The following is an 18,578-nucleotide window of genomic DNA, read 5'->3' on the forward strand; positions in this document are numbered from 1 at the left end:
ACGTGGGTGGCCGCGCGACCTGTCCGGGTGTCGGGCAGTGGATAATCGCCCTTGATTCTACAAACCCCCTGCATCGCGGCGACCGGCCTCCGGGCCCGTTCTGGCAGCCGGACCACCGAATTCCACCCTTGAACCGCCGCACCGATCCGTCGCCCTCCAAGCGCCCGCACGGAGTCCTCGCCAACCCGCATTTCGTGGCGGTGCCCGTGGCGCGCGCGGTGCATGTGTTGCTGGCCGTGATCGCCTGGGGTGCCCTGTGGTCGCCTGGCGCCGCCCGCGCCCAGTCGGGCGACGGCGACGAAGCCACCGTTCATTTGAAACCCAGCCGCGCGCTGCAGGAAAACCTGCCGGAAGACGCGCGCCAGCAGGCCCCGACCTTCGTGCGCGGGGACCGCATCGAAGGCCAGACCGACAGCGTCACCACCGTCGAAGGAAATGCCGAGCTTCGCCGGCACGACACGGTGATCCGCGCCGATCGGCTCGAGTTCGACCAGCGCGACAGCGAGGCCAAAGCCACGGGCAATGTGCTGATCAACCGCAATGGCGACCGCTTCGAGGGCCCGGAGCTGCAAATCAATGTGGACACCTTCAAAGGCCAGTTCCAGAAGCCCAATTTCACCCTGCTGCAGAACGAAGGCAAGGGCGACGCCAGCCGGCTGGACTTTCTGGGTGAGGACAACGCGACCGCGCACCAGGCCCGCTACTCCACCTGCCCGCGCACGCCGGGGGCCGATTGGATGCCCGCCTGGCTGATCCGCGCCACGCGCATCGATTTCGACAACGTGGAAGAAATGGGCACGGCCACCGGCGGCGTGATCGAGTTCAAGGGCGTGCCCATCCTCGGCTGGCCCCGCTTCAGCTTCCCCCTGACCGACAAGCGCAAGTCCGGTCTGCTGCCGCCCACCATCAACCTGGACAGCATCAACGGGCTCGAGCTCACGCTGCCCTACTACCTCAATATCGCGCCCAACCTCGATGCCACGATCTACCCGACGCTCATGAGCAAGCGCGGCCTGGAGCTCGGCGCCGAGGTGCGGTACCTGCAACCGAGCTATGCCGGTCAGGTGCGAGGGTCGTTCCTGCCCTCCGATCCCTTGCGCGACGACGACCGCTGGGGCTATTCTCTGCAGCACAGCCAGAACCTGAGCGGCTCCAGCCTGGGCCTGGGAGGGTCGGCCGGCCTCTCGCTGGACTTGAACCGCGTGAGCGACGACAACTACTGGCGCGATTTCCCGCGCGCTTTCGGCACGCTGAGCAACCGCCTGCTCGCGGGCAATGCGGTCTACAGCTGGAGCCGTGGCCCCTGGGCCGTCAGCGCGGGCGTCTACAGCTGGCAGACCCTGCAGGACATCGAAGCCCCCATCACGCCGCCATATGACCGCCTGCCCTCCGTGGCCGTGCGCTACAGCCGCGGCGATGGCCGCATCGGCGGCGTGAACGACTGGTACTACTCGGTGCTCAGCGAGTACACGCGCTTCGAGTCCGACCCCCTGCTCACCCGCCAGACCAACGGCTCGCGCTCCATGGCCATCGCCGAGCTCAGCCGGCGCTGGGAGGCGCCGGGATGGTTCTTCAAGCCGCGCGCGCAGCTGCACGCCACGCAGTACCAGTTCGACAACCCCCTGGCCAATGGCTCGCGCACCGCATCGCGTGTGCTGCCCACGGTCAGCCTGGATGGCGGCCTCATCTTCGAGCGCGACGCGAGCTACTTTGGCCGCGCCTTCGTTCAGACGCTGGAGCCGCGCGCCTTCTTCACCTGGACGCCCTACCGCGACCAGAGCCTGTTGCCCAACTACGACTCGGCCGCGAACGACTTCAATTTCGCGACCATCTTCTCGGAGAACGTGTTCGGCGGCAACGACCGCATTTCGGACACGCGGGCCATCACCGTGGGCGCGAGTTCGCGCCTGCTCGACCCGGAGTCCGGCGCCGAGGTTGTGCGCGTCGGGCTTGCCCAGCGCTACCTGATCCGCGACCAGAACGTCTTCCTGCCCAATGCCACAGGCCAGTCGGGCGGCGCGCCGGTGACCGATCGGCTCAGCGACATCTTGCTGGCCACGCGTGTGCAATGGACGCCGCGCTGGACCGTCGACACCAATTTCCAGTACAGCCCGGGGGCTGGCGAATCGGTGCGCACCACCCTGGGTGTGCGCTACATGCCCAGCCGCTACCGGGTGTTCAGCGCGGCTTACCGCCTGCAGCGCGGCAGCAGCGAGCAGTACGACTTTGGCTGGCAGTGGCCCCTCAACGACCTGTGGGAGACGCCCGCGAAGACCGGCGTGCCGGGCCGCGGCCTGGGCGCTGGCCAGTGGTACAGCGTGGGCCGCATCAACTACAGCGTGCCCGACCGCAAGGTGGTCGATCTGGTGGCAGGCTTTGAGTACGATGCCGGTTGCTGGATCGGGCGCGTCGTGCTCGAGCGGCTGCAGCGCAGCGCCTCCTCTGCCAATCAGCGTATCCTGTTCCAGCTGGAGTTCTCCGGTTTCACGCGCCTGGGCTCCAACCCTTTGAAGACGCTGAAGGACAACGTGCCGCGCTACCAGTACCTGCGCGAAGACATCAACCCGCCCAGCCGGTTCCAACAATATGACTGATCGCCAAACCGCCCCTTCACGCCTGTCCACCTGGTTGTTGTGCGTGCCCCTGGTGTGGGCTTGTACCGTCCAGGCGCAAGGCCTGCGGTCCTCGGGCCAGCTCAATCTGCCGCGCAGCACCGCGCCCGCCGCCCCGACCCAGCAAGGCACGGCGGACTTCATCGTCGCGCTGGTCAATTCCGAACCCGTCACCAACAACGAAGTGCGCCAGCGCCTCTTGCGTGTGGAGCAGCAGATCGCCCAGGAGGGCACGGCCATGCCGGCGCGCGACGTGCTCGTGCGCGAGGTGCTTGAGCAGATCATCAACGAGCGGGCGCAGATGCAGCAGGCCAGCGAGCTCGGCATCACGGTGGACGAAGCCGCGGTCACGCAGGCCGAGCAGGCGATCGCGGCGCAGAACCAGCTCAGCCCCGACGAACTTCGACGCCGCCTGGCGGCCGAGGGCATCGACATCAACCGCTTCCGCAACAACCTGCGCAACCAGATCCTGCTGCAGCGCGTGCAGGAGCGCCAGGTCGACTCCCGTGTGCGGGTGACCGATGCCGACATCGATGACTTCATCCGCGAGCAGCGCGGCAACAGCGACGTCGCCAGCCTGGAGCTCAACCTCGCCCACGTGCTCGTGGCGGTTCCCGAAGGTGCCACGCCCGAGCGCATCCAGGAACTGCAGGCTCGCGCGCAAGGCGTGGCCGAGCGGGCCCGCGCGGGCGCGGACTTCGCCCAGCTCGCGCGCGATTTCTCCGATGCGCCGGAGCGGACCAACGGAGGCCTGTTCGGCATGCGACCGGCCACCCGCCTGCCCAGCCTGTTCGTCGATGCCACGCGCGCGCTCGCTGCGGGTGGCGTGGCAGGGCCGCTGCGCAGCCCGGCCGGTTTCCACGTGCTCAAGGTGATCGAGAAGAAGCAGGCGGGCATGCCCGATGCCATCGTGACGCAGACCCGGGCGCGCCACATCCTGTTGCGCACGGGGCCGCAGCTGAGCCAGGCGGACGCGGTTGCGCGCCTCGCCGCTTTCCGCCAGCAGATCGCCAGCGGCCAGGCCAGCTTCGAAGCGCTCGCGCGCGAACACAGCCAGGACGGTTCGGCCAGCCAGGGCGGGGACCTTGGCTGGGCCGGTCCGGGCATGTTCGTGCCCGAGTTCGAGCAGGCCATGAATGCGTTGCGACCGGGCGAGGTGTCGGCACCCCTGGTCTCTCGCTTCGGGGTGCACCTCATCCGCGTGGACGAGCGCCGGCAGGCCACGCTCACGCAGCGCGAGCAGCGCGACATGGTGCGCGGCCTGGCGCGCGAGAAGAAACTCGAAGACGCCCTGCGGGTGTGGACGCAGGACACGCGCAGCCGGGCCTACGTCGAGTACCGCGACCCGCCGCAGCCGTGAGGCCGCTGGCGCGCGGCGCGAGACCCGCCATCGCATGAAGCACATCGCCCGCAAACGGTTCGGCCAGCACTTCCTGACCGACAGCGCGATCATCGACGCCATCGTCACGGCCATCGCGCCGACGCCGGGCGACGCCATGGTCGAGATCGGACCTGGCCTGGCCGCGCTCACGCAGCCCCTGGTGGAGCGCCTGGGCCGGCTGACGGTGATCGAACTCGATCGAGACCTCGCCGTTCGACTGCGCGAGCATGGCCAGCTCGACGTGATCGAGTCCGATGTGCTCAAGGTGGACTTCAGCGCGCTGGCCCTGCGGCTGGGCGCGCAGGGGCGCCTGCGCGTGGTGGGCAACCTGCCCTACAACATCTCCACGCCGATCCTGTTCCACCTGCTCGACCACGTCGCGGTCGTGCAGGACCAGCACTTCATGCTGCAGAAAGAGGTGATCGACCGCATGGTCGCGCGGCCCGCCACGGCCGACTATGGCCGCCTGTCGGTGATGCTCCAATGGCGCTACGCGATGGACAATGTGCTGTTCGTGCCCCCGGAGAGTTTCGACCCGCCTCCGCGGGTGGACAGCGCCATCGTGCGCATGGTGCCCCTGTCCGCGCCGCCCGCGCTCGACGTGGCGCGGTATGGGGCGATGGTGCAGGTGGCGTTCAGCCAGCGCCGCAAGATCCTGCGCAACACCTTGGGCCGCTGGCTCGACGAGCAGGGGTTTGACGGCGACTTCGACCTGCAACGCCGGGCCGAAGAGGTGCCGGTGAGCGAATACGTCGCCCTGGCGCAGGCCACCCCCGCCAAGGCATGAAAAAAGCCGCTGGGCTGCAGCGGCTTTCTGAAGGCGGGGTGGACCGCAATCAGGCGGCGGCCAGCCAGTAACCCGCGTTGAACGGGCTGCTCATGCGCAGCGCCATCGGGCTCACGTCCAGGATCTTGTCGGTGGGCATGGGCTCGTCGGTCTGCACTTCGATGGGCTCTTCGCCCTTGGGCGCGCGCGCCACCGAGAACGAATAGAAGCAGCGGAACGGGACCTTGCGGTCCGACCAGTAGTCGGCGGCATCACGGAAGATGTCGAGCAGCTGCTCGCGCGCTTCCTTGTCGAACTTGGCGTGCGCTGGAATGTGCTCCAGCACGACGATGAAGCCGGTCTGCGGGCCCGACTTGTGCACCATGTCCGTCATGCAATCGTAGAGCGCGTCGAAGTTCTTGCCGAAGTGCGACGGCAAGGTGTACTGGGCCGCGATCAACTCCAACACATCCTGCTTGCTCTGGGCCTTGGCCAGGTTGGCGTACAGGAAGTGATGCCCCAGGTGCTCGGCCGCAGCCTGCAGGTCTTTCACGCCGTGGGCGCGAATCGACTGAACGATGTTGGGGCGTACGTTACGAAGTGGCGTGTCCATCTCCGCGTCTCTTTCTAAGGTCAAAGTTAAAAATCCGTTCACACCACCGGAGGTTCACTGCACGATCAGCCGGAAGCTGCTGTAGTGGTCTTCGGTGTAATAACACGCTTCAGGGGCTCGGGGCTTCAACCCGCCACACACGATCCGCCGGGCTCCCCGGTGGTTCAGACCCGGCGTGGGCACCGTGTATTCCCGGTAGTACCCACGCTTCTCGTTGGGCAGAAGGCGTTCGCGGTTGCCAAACACCGAGCCGTCCTTGTCGTATCGGAAGGGCCCGCCTTGCCGGATCTGGTTCATCACGTCCTGGCCTTGCGGCGGCAGTCCCGAGACCACCACCGTTGCGGCACTCGAATCGGACCATGAAGCATTCGGGGCGCGGGCCTGCACCGCAATGGTGCCCAATACCGCCGCCAGAACGGCGGCGAGGGCCACTCCCCTGGCCTTCCCGACACGAGCCCGGATCTGTTTCAGACCCATGAAATTCCCAGCTCCTGAAGACATCAACCCGCCTCCTGCACCTTTTGAAAGCAATGCCAAAGCATTATTTCGTGCCGTGCCGGAGGGCGGGTTAACCCTGAAATCCAAGCGCGCTAGTGTGCCTGACCCGGGGGGAAAAAGCAAGCGCCTGCTGAAATATTCAGCAAATCTCCGCGCTGGGAATGTGAGTAAAAGTTAGCGCTTGCTTGTTTGGGAGGCGTCAACGCGAGACGTTGGCATCCGCCACGGTGAGGGCGGTCATGTTGACGATGCGACGCACCGTGGCGCTGGGGGTCAGGATGTGCACCGGTTTGTCGGCGCCCAGCAGCACCGGCCCGACGGCAATGTTGCCGCCCGCCGCCGTTTTGAGCAGGTTGCAGGCGATGTTGGCGGCATCGATGTTGGGCAGCACCAGCAGGTTGGCCGGCCCCTTGAGCGTGGAGTTGGGCATCAGGGCGTCGCGCGCGTTCGAGTCCAGTGCCACATCTCCGTGCATTTCACCGTCGACCTCCAGCCAGGGTGCCTGCTCGCGCAGCAGCGCCAGGGTGCGGCGCATTTTGATGGCGCTGGGCTCGTCGCTGGAGCCGAAGTTGGAGTGCGAGAGCAGGGCTGCCTTGGGTTGCAGGCCGAAGCGCAGCATTTCCTCGGCCGCCATCACGGTGATCTCGCACAGCTCTTCGGGTGTGGGGTCGTAGTTGACGTGCGTGTCGACCAGGAACACCTGGCGGCCGGGCAGCATGAGGCCGTTCATGCAGGCGTAGATGCGCACGTCCTGGGCGGTGCTGGGGCTGCCGCCGGCGCGCTTGCCGATCACCTGGTCGATGTACTTCAGGTGGTGCTGGGTGGAGCCCCAGGTGCCGCAGATGAGGCCATCCACCTCGCCCTTGTGCAGCAGCATCGCGCCGATGAGCGTGAGGCGGCGGCGCATCTCGATCTTGGCAAGCTGCTGCGTCACGCCCTTGCGCTCGGTCATGCGGTGGTAGGTCTGCCAGAAGTCGCGGTAGCGGTCGTCCTGCTCCACATTGACGACGTCGTAGTCGAGCTCTTCGCGCAGGCGCAGGCCGAACTTCTCGATGCGCTGCGCGATGATGGCCGGACGGCCGATCAGCGTGGGACGGGCCAGGCCTTCGTCCACCACGATCTGGCAGGCGCGCAGCACGCGCTCTTCTTCGCCTTCGGCGTAGGCCACGCGCTTGCGCGCTGCGGCCTTCGCGGCCGAGAAGATGGGCTTCATGATGGTGCCCGAGGCGAACACGAAGCTCTGGAGCTTTTCGCGGTAGGCCGCCATGTCGGGCACGGGCCGCTGGGCCACGCCGCTGTCGACCGCGGCTTGCGCCACGGCGGGCGCGATCTTCATCATCAGGCGGGGGTCGAACGGCTTGGGGATGAGGTACTCGGGCCCGAACGCCAGCTTCTCGCCCGCATAGGCCGCAGCCACCACCTCGCTCTGCTCGGCCTGCGCCAGTTCGGCGATGGCGTGCACCGCGGCGATCTCCATCTCATCGGTGATGGTGGAGGCGCCCGCATCGAGCGCGCCGCGGAAGATGTAGGGGAAGCACAGGACGTTGTTGACCTGGTTGGGGTAATCGGTGCGCCCCGTGGCCATGATGATGTCGTTGCGCACGGCGTGCGCGTCCTCGGGCGCGATCTCGGGGTTCGGGTTGGCCAGTGCGAAGATCACCGGCTTGGCCGCCATCGAGGCCACCATCTCGGGCTTGAGCACGCCGCCGGCCGACAGGCCGAGGAACACGTCGGCACCGACGATCACCTCGGCGAGCTTGCGCTTGTCGGTCTTCTGCATGTATTGGCGCTTGTCGTCGTCCATCAGCTCCTCGCGGCCCTCGTAGACCACGCCGGCCAGGTCGGTGACGAACACGTTCTCGCGCTTGAGCCCGACCTTGAGCAGCAGGTTCAGGCAGGCCAGTGCCGCCGCGCCCGCGCCCGAGGTGACCAGCTTGACCTGGCCGATGTCCTTGCCCGCGACCTTCAGCCCGTTGAGCATGGCCGCCGCCACCGTGATGGCGGTGCCGTGCTGATCGTCGTGGAACACGGGGATGTTCATGCGCTTGCGCAGCTCGCGCTCGACATAGAAGCAGTCCGGCGCCTTGATGTCTTCCAGGTTGATCGCACCGAAGGTCGGCTCCAGGGCCGCGATCACTTCGACCAGCTTGACCGGGTCCTTCTCGTTGATCTCGATGTCGAACACATCGACGCCGGCGAACTTCTTGAAAAGCACGCCCTTGCCTTCCATCACCGGCTTGGCCGCCAGAGGGCCAATGTCGCCCAAGCCGAGCACGGCCGTGCCGTTGGTGATGACCGCCACCAGGTTGCCGCGGGCGGTGTACTTGTAGGCGTTGACCGGGTTGGCCACGATTTCTTCGCAGGGGGCGGCCACGCCGGGCGAGTAGGCCAGGGCGAGATCGCGCTGGTTGGTGAGCTGCTTGGTGGCCGCGATCGACACCTTGCCGGGGACTGGGAACTCGTGGTATTCGAGTGCGGCTCGGCGCAGCTCGGCGCGCTTGTTCTCAGGGCTGTTTTCCATGCTCATGCTCTTGTCTCCAGCGGGTCGTCATCTTGCGATGCGGAAAGGAATTGCGCATTCTAAAGCGCCGGGCGGGAAAACCCTAGTGCGTGGAACCGCGTAAAGCGTCCGGGTGCCTTTGACTTTTCCGGACGGAATGGCCAAGGCCAACACCACCAGCCGCAGTATGCGGCAGCGTCTTGGGCCCACACGGGGCGGGCAGGGAAAGTCTGGAGGGGGAAAGCCCTGCGGTGCTCAGGCCGCAGCGGCCTGGGCGGGCAAGGTGGCAGGGTGCAGCTGCAAATGCACCACCGACTGGTGGGGCGTGCACTCCGACCAGAGGGTGCGGGCGCAGGACTCGCACTGGCCGCACTGGGTGGCCACGCCCAATTCGAGCTGGATGTCGTCGAATGCCATGCCCGACCGTGCACAGCGTGCGATGGTCTGGTCACTGACTCGGTGGCAAACGCAAACGATCATGGGGCAGAGGGGCGAAAAGGGTGGTTCAGCGTGAACGTGTGCGCAAATGATAATTGATCGTATTCAAAAGACCAAAAAAAAGCCCCGCGCATCGGCGGGGCTCTTGGGCTGGAAGGGGGCGTGCCGGGCGGGAGCGCTCAGCTGACCGAGCCCATCTGGCTCTGGAGGTAGTTCTGGATGCCCACCTTGCCGAGCAGGTCGATCTGGGTTTCCAAGAAGTCGATGTGCTCTTCCGTGTCGTCCAGGATCGTCTGCAGCAGATCGCGGGACACGTAGTCGCGCACCGATTCGCAGTGGGCGATGCCGTCCTTGATGGTCTTCTGCGCGCCGGTTTCCAGGGCCAGGTCGCTCTTGAGAATCTCGGGCACGTCCTCGCCGATGTTCAGCTTGCCCAGGTCCTGCAGGTTGGGCAGGCCGTCGAGCGTGAAGATGCGATCCATGAGCTTGTCGGCGTGCTTCATTTCGCCGATCGACTCTTCGTATTCCTTGGCGGCCAGCTTGTCCAGGCCCCAGTGCTTGAGCATGCGGTAGTGGACGAAATACTGGTTGATCGCGGTGAGCTCGTTCTTGAGTTGAGCCTGCAGATGGGTGATGACTTGGGCGTCGCCTTTCACGGGAGCACTCCTTTCGTTTTTTTGTTGACAGGCGCGCATTGTGCGCGTACCGCGCGATCGATTCAGTGCTGAGAATCGGTACGGCTTGCAAATGAGAATCGTTCGCATATAATAAAGTCTCCCGCCAGCCCGCACCCGGCAGCCGCCTGAGGTCGTGACGCCAGCCTTGTCTTCCACCCTCTGGATCCAGGTGCCGTCTTGACCTCCTCGCGCTATCCCCTTCCCCTGACTTTTTCTTGCCCCCGGCCCCGCGCGGGCGGCCTGGCTTGCCTTGTGTTTCTGGCGGGACCGGCCCTGGCACAGACCGCGCCGCAGGCCGCCCCAGTGGCTCCGCCGTCGACCCTGCGCGAAGTGGTGGTGAGCGGTTCGCGCAGCGAGCGCGCGATCGAGGACGTGCCTGCGAGCATCGACGTGCTCACGGGTGAAGACCTCGACCCCGCGCGCGTGCAGGACATCCGCGATCTGGTGCGCGAAGTGCCCAACATGAGCGTGCGCCGCGCGCCACAGCGCTTCGGTGGCGTCACCGGCTCGACCGGGCGCGATGGCAACGCCGGCTTCAACCTGCGCGGGCTCGAGGGCAACCGCGTGCTGCTCACCGTCGATGGCATCCGTGTGCCGCGCGAGCTCTCCAGCGTGGTGTTCGGCTCGGCCTCGTTTGGCCGCGACTACTACGACCTCGGGCTGATCTCGCGCGTGGAGATCGTGCGGGGCGCGAACTCCGCGCTCTATGGTTCGGACGGCCTGGCCGGCATGGTCGCGATGTTCACCACCGAGCCGAAAGACCTGCTCCAGCCGGGCAAGACCTTCGGTGGGCGCGTGGGGCTCAAGGCCGACAGCGAGGACGACAGCCGCGGTCTCGGCGTCACGCTGGTGGGCGCGCCGAACGACACGCTGCAGTGGCTGGGCAGCGTGCAGGTGGGCCGCAGCGGCGAACTGGACAACCAGGGCACCCTGCAGTCCCTCAACAGCACGCGCACGGCGCCCAACCCGCAGAAAGACAAGAGCGTGTCACTCCTGGGCAAGGTGGTGCTCACCCCGGGTGCCGGCCAGCGCCACACGCTGACACTGGAGCATGTGGACAAGTCGGGCGAGGTCGAGGCTTACACGGCCCGCGCCACCAGCATGGGCGTCACCACACAGGACGTGGACGGCACCACCGACATGGCGCGCACGCGCCTGAGCTGGGACGGCCGCTGCCAGCTCAACGCGGCCTGGGCCGACGAACTGCGCGCCACCGTGGGCTACCAGCAGGCCGAATCGCAGGAGATCTCGACCGAGTGGCGCAGCGCCGCGCCCACCTACCGCGTGCGGGACGTGACCTACAGCGAGAAGCTCTGGCAAGGCGTGCTGCAGGCCGAGAAGGCCCGATCGCTGGGCGCTGACTGGGGGCAGAAGCTGGTCTACGGCGCAGACGTGTCCGTCGCGAAAATGGACAACCTCGTCACCGGCGTGGGCGCACCGTCTTACGAGCGCTACCCGCTCAAGCGCTTCCCGCCCACCAGCGAGACCAACACCGCGCTGTTCGTGCAGAGCGAATTCGCCACCGAGCGCTGGAGCATCATCCCGGCGCTGCGCTACGACCGCTTTGACCTCAAGGCCCGAAGCAGTTCGCTGTATCCGCTGCAGCCGGCCAGCCTGTCGGACTCGGCGCTCTCGCCCAAGCTGGGTGCCATCTTCCGTCCGGGCACGGAGCTGGCCCTGTTTGCCAACCTCGCGGCCGGCTTCAAGGCGCCAAGCGCGCTGCAGCTCAACAACAACTTCCAGAACACGCTGGCGAGCTACCGCACCATCCCCAACCCCGATCTGAAGCCCGAGCGCAGCCGCACGCTGGAAGTCGGCGCACGCGACAAGGTGGGCCCGGTGCAGTGGGAGGCCGCGGTGTTCACCGGTCGCTACAAGGACTTCATCGAAGAACTGGTGGTGGTGGGTGGCCAGGCGGGCAATCCGCTCAACCCGCTGACCTACCAGGCGGTCAACCGCGGCCAGGTGCGCCTCAGCGGCTTCGAGTTCAAGGGCAAGTTCGCGCTCGGACCAGCCACCGACCTGCGCCTGGCCTACGGCCAGACCCAAGGCAAGGACACGCGCCTGGGCGTGCCGCTGAACACGGTCAACCCCGCCCGGCTGCTGCTCGGCGTGGATCAGCGCGTGGGGGACTGGAAGCTGGGGGCCGTGATCGCCCACACGATGAAGAAGTCGGCCAGCGACATCAACGACGCCAACCTCGCGAACCAGTTTGCACCGCCCTCGTACACCACGCTGGACCTGCGCGCGAGCTGGCAGGTCAGCAAGGCCACGCGGCTCAGTGCCGCGATCCACAACGTGACGGACCGCAAGTACTGGGAGTGGACCAACGTCATCGGCGTGGCCGCGAACTCGCCGGTGCTGGATGCCTACACCGCACCGGGGCGCAGCTTCTCGGTGGCGCTGGTCACTGATTTCTAGGAATTGCCATGTCCGCAGCCGATCAACACCCGCAAACCGTCGACGAGGAGTACACCCTGCCCAGCGTGGAGGCCCTGTTCGCGGGCACCCTGGCGCTGATGACGGGCTACGCCCAGAGCGCGCCCGACTGCCCGCACCGCCCGTGCATGGCGCGCAAGCTGGTGTCCAACCTGCTGCATCTCTCGGCGCATCCGCAACTCTCGCCGCCCATGCAAACCATGCTGGCCAACCTGCGCACGCGCTGGCAACTGGCGCTGGAGCACACCGCCGAGGCGATGGCCGTCGACGCCGCGCCCACGCCCCTTTGGCACCCCGTTCCAGCCCGCGTGCAGTGACACGGGCCAGCCGCCACCTCACCTTCAGGAGAACACCATGCATGACCACGACATCCGAACCGCTTTCCAGGCCATGCGCGAGCGCGGCCTGCGGGCCAAGGAGGCCGCCGAATCGGCGGGCCTGAGCGAGGGTGCGGCCATCGCCGCGCACCGTGGCGCGCACGAGGCACCGCTGCAGGCCATCTCGCTCATGCCCGACTGGCTGGGCCTGTTGCAATCGCTCCAGGCCTGCGGCCCGCTGATGGCGCTCACGCGCAACGAGAGCGTGGTGCACGAGAAGACGGGCGTGTACCAGAAGGTCTCGGCCAGCGGCCCGGTGGGTCTGGCGCTGGGCGAGCAGATCGACCTGCGCCTGTTCTTCAACCAGTGGCACGCCGGCTTCGCGGTGGCCGAGGCGCTGAAGTCGTCGCCTGGCATGGGCACGCCCAGCCTGCAGTTCTTCGATCGCCACGGCGTGGCCGTGCACAAGATCTATGTGCGCGAACAGACCGACCTGGCCGCCTGGCAGCGCGTGATCGCCCAGCACAGCGACGATCAGCGCGGCGTCGACTTCGTGTCGCGCGATGGGGCCAGCACCCCCACGCCGCCACCCCGGGTGGACGCGCAGGCCTTCGGTGCCGCGTGGGGCGCGATGACCGACACCCACCAGTTCTTTCCGCTGCTCAAGCAATTCGGCCTGGAGCGCCAGCAGGGCTTTCGCCTGGTCGAGGGCCGCTACACCCACCGCGTGGACAAGGCGGCGGTGCGCGAATTGCTGATGGAAGCGGCCTTCGACGGCACGCCCATCATGGTCTTCGTGGGCAGCCCGGGCTGCATCCAGATCCACACCGGCCCGGTCAGGCGCGTGGAGCCGATGGAGATCCAGGGCAAGGCCTGGCTCAACGTGCTCGACCCCGGCTTCAACCTGCACCTGCGCGAGGACCTGATCCAGGACGTGTGGGTGGTGGAGAAACCCACCAGCGACGGCGTCGTGACCTCGGTGGAAGCCTTCGACGCGCGCGGCGAGCTCATGGCCATGTTTTTCGGCGCGCGCAAGCCCGGGCAGAGCGAGTTGCAGGCCTGGCGCCACATCGTTGCGCACCTGCAGGCCGCAGCGGGCCAGCCCCACCGCCCGGTGCCGGCATAAGCGCGGCCGCGACCGCCTTTTCTCACGCATCCAGGAGCCCACGATGTTCAATGGCCCTTCCCTTTCGCGCCGGCGCGCGCTGCAGGCTTTGCCGGCTTTGGCCGCTGCGGGATCGCCCCTGGGCCTGATGGCCGCCACCCGCGCGCCGCGCCTGGTCACCGTCGGTGGTGGCATCACCGAAGTGGTCTATGCGCTGGGCGCGCAGGACCAGCTGGTCGGCACCGACACCACCAGCCTGTACCCGGCGGCAGCGCGGGCCACGCCCAAGGTCGGTTACATGCGCCAGCTCTCCGCGGAAGGCCTGCTCGCGCTGCGTCCCGACGCGCTGATCGCCGGCACCGATGCCGGCCCGCCAGTCGTGATCGACCAGCTGCGCAGCGCCGGTGTGCGTGTGGAGCTGGTGGCGTCCGACCACACCTGGGACGAGGTGCGCCGCAAGATCGCCGCCGTGGGCCGCGCCTCGAACCGCGAGGCCGCCGCGCGCGAACTGCAGGCCCGGCTCGATGCGCGCTGGCAGGCCGTGAGCGCGCGCGTGCAGTCCGCCAGAGGCCCGGGTCCCCGGATCCTGTTTGTGCTCTCGCACAGCGGCAGCCCGCAGGTCTCGGGCGAGAAGACAGCGGCCGACGCGCTGATCCGCTTCATCGGTGCGCGCAACGCGCTGGGCGGCTTCCAGGGCTACCGGCCCATGACGGCCGAGGCCATGGCGCAGGCCGCGCCCGACGTCATCCTGACGACCACACAAGGCATCGACGCCATCGGCGGTGAAGCGAAGTTCTGGCAGCGCCCCGAACTCGCGCTCACGCCGGCCTTTCAGCGCCGAGCGTCCGACCGAACGCTGGTGCATCTGGACGCGCTGGAACTGCTGGGCTTCGGCCCGCGCCTGCCTGAGGTGGTGGAGCGCCTGCACAACCAGGTGGTGAACACATGAGCGCCGCGCCGGGCCGCCCCAAGCCCGCTCGCACCGCCGTGCGCAGCGCGGAGGTCGCACCATGAACGCCGTGCGCCACGACCTCGCCAATGTGCGCACGCCCGACCTGAGGCGCGCCGTGGCCGACTACACGGGCGTGCTGGGCTTCGAGTGCCGTCAGCACATTCCCGGGGTGTGCGCCCTGGTGGCTCATGGCCCGTTGCAGGTGCAGCTCTGGGCCTGCGCTGCCACGCCCGGGCGCTGGGAGCGCCCCACGCCTGGCGACCGGGGCTTTGCGCCCGGCCACCACCGTGTGGAAGTGCCGCGCATCCATGTGCTGCACGCCAGCCTGCGCGCGGCCGTGCTGCGGCCCTGCCGCACCGGCCTGGGCGGGCGCAAGCCGCTGCACGCCCACCGCTTCGAGGGCGAGTCGCCGCGCTGGCAGCCTTGGGGTGCCTGGGAGCTCACGCTCAGCGACATCGATGGCAACGTGTTGCATTTGATCGACCGCGTGGCCTGGTGGCCCGACGTGTCGGCGCAGCGGCAGCCCGGCGAGCAGCGCATGGAGGACCGGTCGTGAACACGGCCGCGCCGGCGATGGCGCCCCTGCGCTGGACGCCGCGCCGCCTCTCGGGCCCGGGCCTGCTGCTCGGGTTGGGCGCGCTGCTGGTGCTCGCGCTGCTGTGGGCGGCAGGCCAGGGCGCCTACAGCCTGCCGTTGAGCGAGTTGCCGGCCGTGCTGCTGGGCGCGGTGACCACCGCCGCGCCCGGCAGCAGTGGCGCCGAACTGGTGTTCTTCAACATCCGCCTGCCGCGCCTGGTGCTCGGGGTGGCCGCCGGGGCCGGGCTGGGCCTGGCCGGTGCGCTCATGCAGGGCCTGTTCCGCAACCCGCTGGCCGACCCGGGTCTGATCGGCGTGAGCAGCGGCGCGGCCCTGGCCGCGGGTGCCACCATCGTCATGGGCAACCTCTGGTTCCCCGACCTGCCGCGCTCGCTGGGGAGCTGGACGCTGGTGCTCATGGCCTTCGGCGGCGGCCTGGCGGTCACGGTGCTGATCTACCTGCTCTCGCGCGGCGAAGGGGGCACGCGCGTGGGCCTGATGCTGCTGGCCGGCATCGCGGTCAACGCGCTGGCCGGCGCCGGCCTGGGCCTGCTCAGCTTCCTGGCCACCGACGAACAGCTGCGCAACCTGCAGTTCTGGCTGCTCGGCAGCCTGGGCGGCGCGCGCTGGGGTGCGGTGGCGCTGGTCGCTGGCATCACGCTGGCGGCCGGCGCCGTCGGGCTGCGCCTGGCGCGCCCGCTCAACGCGCTGGCGCTGGGCGAGGCGCAGGCGGTGCTGCTGGGCGTGTCGGTCGAGCGCGTGAAGCAGATCGCCATCGTGGTCGCGGCGCTGGCCGTGGGCGCGGTCACGGCCACCACCGGCATCATCGGTTTTGTCGGCCTGGTCGCCCCGCACATGGTGCGCCTGATGGCCGGGCCCGACCACCGCTGGGTGCTGCCCGGCTCGGCCCTGCTGGGCGCGGTGCTGGTGCTGCTGGCCGACGCGGTTGCGCGCACCGTCCTGCAGCCCGCCGAACTGCCGCTGGGCGTGCTCACCGCCGTGGTGGGTGTGCCCTTCTTCCTGCTCCTGCTGCGCAGCGCGCACGGGAGGCGCCTGTGAACGCGCGCCTGCTCGACGCCGACTGGCGCTGCGCCTGCGCCGAGCTGCCAGCGGGCGAACGCCCGCTGTGGCTGGACGACGACGATGACAGCGGGGCCGATGCCGCTGCCCTGGGCGACGGGCAAGGCCTATGGGCGCGGGACGTGGGCGTGCGCGCCGGCCCCCGCCACTTGCTGCAGGGCGTGCAGCTGCGGCTCGCCCCGGGCGAGGTCGGGGCCATCCTCGGCCCCAACGGCGCGGGCAAGTCCACCCTGCTGTCGGTGCTCTCGGGCCTGCGCGCGCCCGACGCCGGCCGTGTGACGCTCAACGGCCTGGCGGTGGCGCCCGCGACCGTGCACCGCCTCGCGCGCCACCGCGCGGTGCTGCCGCAGGAGACGGCCGTGGCCTTCGACTTCCGCGTGCGCGACGTGGTGGAACTGGGCCGCTACCCGCACCACCTGCAGCCCTCGGCCCATGAAGCCACGATCGTGCGCGCCGCGATGCAGGCCACCGGCGTGGCCGACCTGGCCGAGCGCAGCGTGGTCAGCCTCAGCGGCGGCGAACGCGCCCGCGTGCAGCTGGCGCGGGTGATGGCGCAGATCTGGGAGCCGCTGGCCGACGGCGCGCCGCGCTGGTTGCTGCTCGACGAGCCCACGGCCGCCCTCGATCTGCGCCACCAGCACGACACCCTGGGCACCGTGCAGCGCTGGGCGCGCGAGCAGGGCGTGGGCGTGCTCGCCGTGCTGCACGACCCCAACCTCGCCCTGCGCTACGCCGACCGCGCGTGGGTGCTCGACGGCGGTGTGTTGCAGGCCTGCGGCCCGCCAGCGCGCGTGCTGCGGCCCGCGCTGGTGCAGCGGGTGTGGCAGGTGCAGGCCAGCACCGTGCGCGCGGCCGACGGCGTGGCCCAGTTGCTCATCGCCGCCGGTGCGCCGCCGTTGCCAGGGAAGGACCGCCCATGACACAGAACCCACCATCGCCCCTGCCCGCGCGCCACGACAGCCTGGCCGCGCGCGAGATCGCGATCGAACACGGTGCGCTCACCCGCCAGGTGGCCGGCCTGCAGCGCCGCGTGGGCGAGCAGTTGCGCGCCTGGGCCTTGCAGGTATCGGCGCTGGAAGACGAGGTGCTGTACCTGCGCGCGCAACTCATGGTCTCGCGCACCTGCCAGCTCTGGGGCCTGGGCGTGGCCGGCGTCATGAAGCCGCTGGCGCGCCGCGTCCCCCCGCCGGCAGGGCAGGCCGGGGCCCGCGCGATGGCCGAAGCCAGCAGCGTGATCTGCCAGACCGGGTGCGTGGGCCATGCCCACCCCTGGCTGGAGGGCGACGGCCAGTGCCGCCGCACCGGCCAGACCTGCGATCTCTACGCCAGCGGCCTCCAGGAGGCCGCCAGGTAGCGCCCGAGCCTGACGTGCCCTGCGCTTGACACTGCCACCCCACGGCAGCGCAGGAGCCGCCATGGCGGGTACCCGCCTCAGGCCTGGGGCCAGGCGGTCCAGTGGTTGTCGATCTGCAGGCGCTCGGCGGACCGGGCCTCGTGGCCTTCGGGCGCGCACCACACGCCTTCGGCGCCGCTGGCCCACCAATGGCCCTGGTCCGCCGCCAGCGCGTAGGCCTCGCGGTGCGCGAGGTTCTGCGACCAGCGCGCGTCGGCGCCGAACAGGGCCAGCGCGTCCGCGCGCGGGCAGCTCACCACGAAACCGCCCTCGGGCAGGGCGCAGATGTCGCCGCCATAACCTTGCACCGCGGGCTGGCCCCGGGCGGCCTGCAGGCGCTGGCCGTTCCACGCGGCGAAGACCGGCGCGCGCCGCTTGGCCTCGGCGTCCGGGTGCTCGGCCTGCAGCGCGATGCCGACCGTGCGCGACACCGGGTCCCACGCCAGGTGGCGGATGCTCAGGTAGGGGTCGTCCAGGCGCCACTGGCCCAGCACCGCGCCGTCGCGCGGGTCCAGCGCCACCAGCGAGGCGTCCATCCGGTCGAGCTGGCGCTTGCTGCGCCCGGTCTCGGGCAACGTGGGAATGCCGCCGTTGGCCACCAGCAGGCTGCCGGCGGGGATCTCGCCCACGCGCTGCGGCAGCACGATGAGCTCGTGCGGGTCCATGCCCTGCGTGGCCCATTCGGCGGATTTCTCCAGGGTCTTCGCGTCGCGCTTGGCCAGGCGGCCCTGCGCGTTGTCGAGGTCGGTCTCGGTGGTCCAGAGCGTGCGGCCGTCGGGGCTGGCGACGGCGTGGCCGTTGAAGCGCCGGTCGTCCTCGATCCAGTGCCATTGCGTCTGCCCGCTCGCCGGGTGCCAGCGCAGCAGCCAGTCGCCAGGGCGGCGCGCGGTGGCGAGCACGCTGCCGCCGGCTTCAAGCAACAGGCCGTGCGCGCGCGTGGGCACGGCGAGCGAGCGCTGCACCGACCAGCGCGCGCCATCCACCGCGATCACGCCGATGCGGTGTTCGCTCGGGGTCTGCCAGGCCGAGATCAGGCGTGTGCTGTTGCGCGCGGCCCAGGCCGGTGCGAGGCCCATGGCCGCGGCAGCCACCAGCCATTGGCGGCGCGACAGCCAAAGACGCGTTGCGTGCGACGTGCCTCCATCAAGGGGGGACAAGGGTCCGGCTGCGCCGGGCCAAGATGCCGATCCATCGCCCTGCGCCCAAGCCGCGCAGCGGCGCACAGGGGTGC

Annotated in this window: 16 protein-coding genes and 2 pseudogenes; 12 read left to right on the forward strand and 6 right to left on the reverse strand. The window is 69.1% G+C overall.

The annotated features are described in order from the left end of the window. Positions 1-128: 128 nt before the first annotated feature. Genes KIT86_RS04630 through rsmA form a run of 3 tightly spaced genes read left to right on the forward strand, consistent with a single transcriptional unit; the run spans position 129 to position 4,780 of the window. A complete protein-coding gene (locus KIT86_RS04630) occupies positions 129-2,594 on the forward strand; it encodes an LPS assembly protein LptD (RefSeq protein ID WP_297395453.1) in 2,466 nt (821 codons plus the stop codon). Then, positions 2,587-3,972, forward strand: coding sequence for a peptidylprolyl isomerase (locus KIT86_RS04635; RefSeq protein ID WP_297395455.1), 1,386 nt, complete (start codon positions 2,587-2,589; stop codon positions 3,970-3,972). The genes KIT86_RS04630 and KIT86_RS04635 overlap by 8 nt, the downstream gene beginning before the upstream one ends. A gap of 34 nt (positions 3,973-4,006) precedes the next feature. Next, entirely contained in the window at positions 4,007-4,780 is a 774-nt protein-coding gene (gene rsmA, locus KIT86_RS04640) for a 16S rRNA (adenine(1518)-N(6)/adenine(1519)-N(6))-dimethyltransferase RsmA (protein WP_297395457.1), read from the forward strand. Positions 4,781-4,976: 196 nt separating this feature from the next. On the opposite strand, the pseudogene KIT86_RS04645 reads toward rsmA, so the two are convergent. After that, positions 4,977-5,372, reverse strand: a pseudogene (locus tag KIT86_RS04645) (barstar family protein); the annotation flags it as partial. A 54-nt stretch (positions 5,373-5,426) separates the two neighbouring features. Beyond that, on the reverse strand, positions 5,427-5,849 hold the full coding sequence (locus KIT86_RS04650) for a ribonuclease (RefSeq protein WP_297395461.1): 423 nt from the start codon (positions 5,847-5,849) through the stop codon (positions 5,427-5,429). On the opposite strand from KIT86_RS04650, the gene KIT86_RS04655 reads away from it, so the two are divergent. Beyond that, entirely contained in the window at positions 5,848-6,048 is a 201-nt protein-coding gene (locus KIT86_RS04655) for a hypothetical protein (protein WP_297395462.1), read from the forward strand. The genes KIT86_RS04650 and KIT86_RS04655 overlap by 2 nt on opposite strands. Before the next feature lie 21 nt (positions 6,049-6,069). On the opposite strand, the gene KIT86_RS04660 is transcribed toward KIT86_RS04655, so the two are convergent. The 3 genes and pseudogenes from KIT86_RS04660 to bfr all read right to left on the reverse strand — a co-directional run bounded on the left by KIT86_RS04660 (position 6,070) and on the right by bfr (position 9,464). After that, positions 6,070-8,397 carry an NADP-dependent malic enzyme gene (locus KIT86_RS04660; RefSeq protein ID WP_297395463.1) on the reverse strand — a complete coding sequence of 776 codons (2,328 nt, stop codon included), beginning with the start codon at positions 8,395-8,397 and terminating at the stop codon, positions 6,070-6,072. Positions 8,398-8,697: 300 nt separating this feature from the next. Then, positions 8,698-8,850, reverse strand: a pseudogene (locus tag KIT86_RS04665) (bacterioferritin-associated ferredoxin); the annotation flags it as partial. A 137-nt stretch (positions 8,851-8,987) separates the two neighbouring features. Beyond that, complete coding sequence (gene bfr, locus KIT86_RS04670; protein ID WP_297395465.1) at positions 8,988-9,464, reverse strand: bacterioferritin; 477 nt, start codon at positions 9,462-9,464, stop codon at positions 8,988-8,990. 324 nt (positions 9,465-9,788) lie between these two features. Here bfr and KIT86_RS04675 point away from each other — a divergent pair, with 324 nt between their 5' ends. From KIT86_RS04675 to KIT86_RS04710, 8 genes are all read left to right on the forward strand, one after another. Beyond that, a complete protein-coding gene (locus KIT86_RS04675) occupies positions 9,789-11,906 on the forward strand; it encodes a TonB-dependent hemoglobin/transferrin/lactoferrin family receptor (RefSeq protein ID WP_297395467.1) in 2,118 nt (705 codons plus the stop codon). 8 nt (positions 11,907-11,914) lie between these two features. Then, positions 11,915-12,241 carry a hypothetical protein gene (locus KIT86_RS04680; RefSeq protein ID WP_297395469.1) on the forward strand — a complete coding sequence of 109 codons (327 nt, stop codon included), beginning with the start codon at positions 11,915-11,917 and terminating at the stop codon, positions 12,239-12,241. Positions 12,242-12,278: 37 nt separating this feature from the next. Then, entirely contained in the window at positions 12,279-13,367 is a 1,089-nt protein-coding gene (locus tag KIT86_RS04685; protein ID WP_297395471.1) for a ChuX/HutX family heme-like substrate-binding protein, read from the forward strand. Positions 13,368-13,410: 43 nt separating this feature from the next. Beyond that, the gene (locus tag KIT86_RS04690; protein ID WP_297395473.1) at positions 13,411-14,295 is read left to right on the forward strand and encodes a hemin ABC transporter substrate-binding protein; all 885 of its coding nucleotides are present in this window, start codon (positions 13,411-13,413) and stop codon (positions 14,293-14,295) included. A 61-nt stretch (positions 14,296-14,356) separates the two neighbouring features. After that, positions 14,357-14,854: a hypothetical protein gene (locus tag KIT86_RS04695; protein ID WP_297395475.1), complete on the forward strand. Its 498-nt coding sequence runs from the start codon at positions 14,357-14,359 to the stop codon at positions 14,852-14,854. A gap of 17 nt (positions 14,855-14,871) precedes the next feature. After that, positions 14,872-15,933, forward strand: coding sequence for an iron ABC transporter permease (locus KIT86_RS04700; protein WP_297395570.1), 1,062 nt, complete (start codon positions 14,872-14,874; stop codon positions 15,931-15,933). A 110-nt stretch (positions 15,934-16,043) separates the two neighbouring features. Then, on the forward strand, positions 16,044-16,874 hold the full coding sequence (locus tag KIT86_RS04705; protein WP_297395572.1) for a heme ABC transporter ATP-binding protein: 831 nt from the start codon (positions 16,044-16,046) through the stop codon (positions 16,872-16,874). Next, a complete protein-coding gene (locus KIT86_RS04710) occupies positions 16,871-17,308 on the forward strand; it encodes a hypothetical protein (protein ID WP_297395477.1) in 438 nt (145 codons plus the stop codon). The genes KIT86_RS04705 and KIT86_RS04710 overlap by 4 nt, the downstream gene beginning before the upstream one ends. Positions 17,309-17,385: 77 nt before the next feature. Here the strand turns inward: KIT86_RS04710 and KIT86_RS04715 are convergent, their stop codons facing one another. Continuing rightward, on the reverse strand, positions 17,386-18,504 hold the full coding sequence (locus KIT86_RS04715; RefSeq protein WP_297395478.1) for a DUF1513 domain-containing protein: 1,119 nt from the start codon (positions 18,502-18,504) through the stop codon (positions 17,386-17,388). Between the last annotated feature and the right edge of the window lie 74 nt (positions 18,505-18,578).

This window comes from Hydrogenophaga sp., assembly GCF_026125825.1.
Taxonomy (GTDB): domain Bacteria; phylum Pseudomonadota; class Gammaproteobacteria; order Burkholderiales; family Burkholderiaceae_C; genus Hydrogenophaga.

Bases quoted from the DNA above. Each gene is read 5' to 3' on its own strand.
- KIT86_RS04690 (WP_297395473.1), top strand. From the start codon at position 13,411: ATGTTCAATGGCCCTTCCCTTTCGCGCCGGCGCGCGCTGCAGGCTTTG.
- KIT86_RS04685 (WP_297395471.1), top strand. From the start codon at position 12,279: ATGCATGACCACGACATCCGAACCGCTTTCCAGGCCATGCGCGAGCGC.
- KIT86_RS04710 (WP_297395477.1), top strand. From the start codon at position 16,871: ATGACACAGAACCCACCATCGCCCCTGCCCGCGCGCCACGACAGCCTG.
- KIT86_RS04680 (WP_297395469.1), top strand. From the start codon at position 11,915: ATGTCCGCAGCCGATCAACACCCGCAAACCGTCGACGAGGAGTACACC.
- KIT86_RS04695 (WP_297395475.1), top strand. From the start codon at position 14,357: ATGAACGCCGTGCGCCACGACCTCGCCAATGTGCGCACGCCCGACCTG.
- rsmA (WP_297395457.1), top strand. From the start codon at position 4,007: ATGAAGCACATCGCCCGCAAACGGTTCGGCCAGCACTTCCTGACCGAC.
- KIT86_RS04700 (WP_297395570.1), top strand. From the start codon at position 14,872: ATGGCGCCCCTGCGCTGGACGCCGCGCCGCCTCTCGGGCCCGGGCCTG.
- KIT86_RS04660 (WP_297395463.1), bottom strand. From the start codon at position 8,397: ATGAGCATGGAAAACAGCCCTGAGAACAAGCGCGCCGAGCTGCGCCGA.
- KIT86_RS04635 (WP_297395455.1), top strand. From the start codon at position 2,587: ATGACTGATCGCCAAACCGCCCCTTCACGCCTGTCCACCTGGTTGTTG.
- KIT86_RS04655 (WP_297395462.1), top strand. From the start codon at position 5,848: ATGAAATTCCCAGCTCCTGAAGACATCAACCCGCCTCCTGCACCTTTT.
- KIT86_RS04650 (WP_297395461.1), bottom strand. From the start codon at position 5,849: ATGGGTCTGAAACAGATCCGGGCTCGTGTCGGGAAGGCCAGGGGAGTG.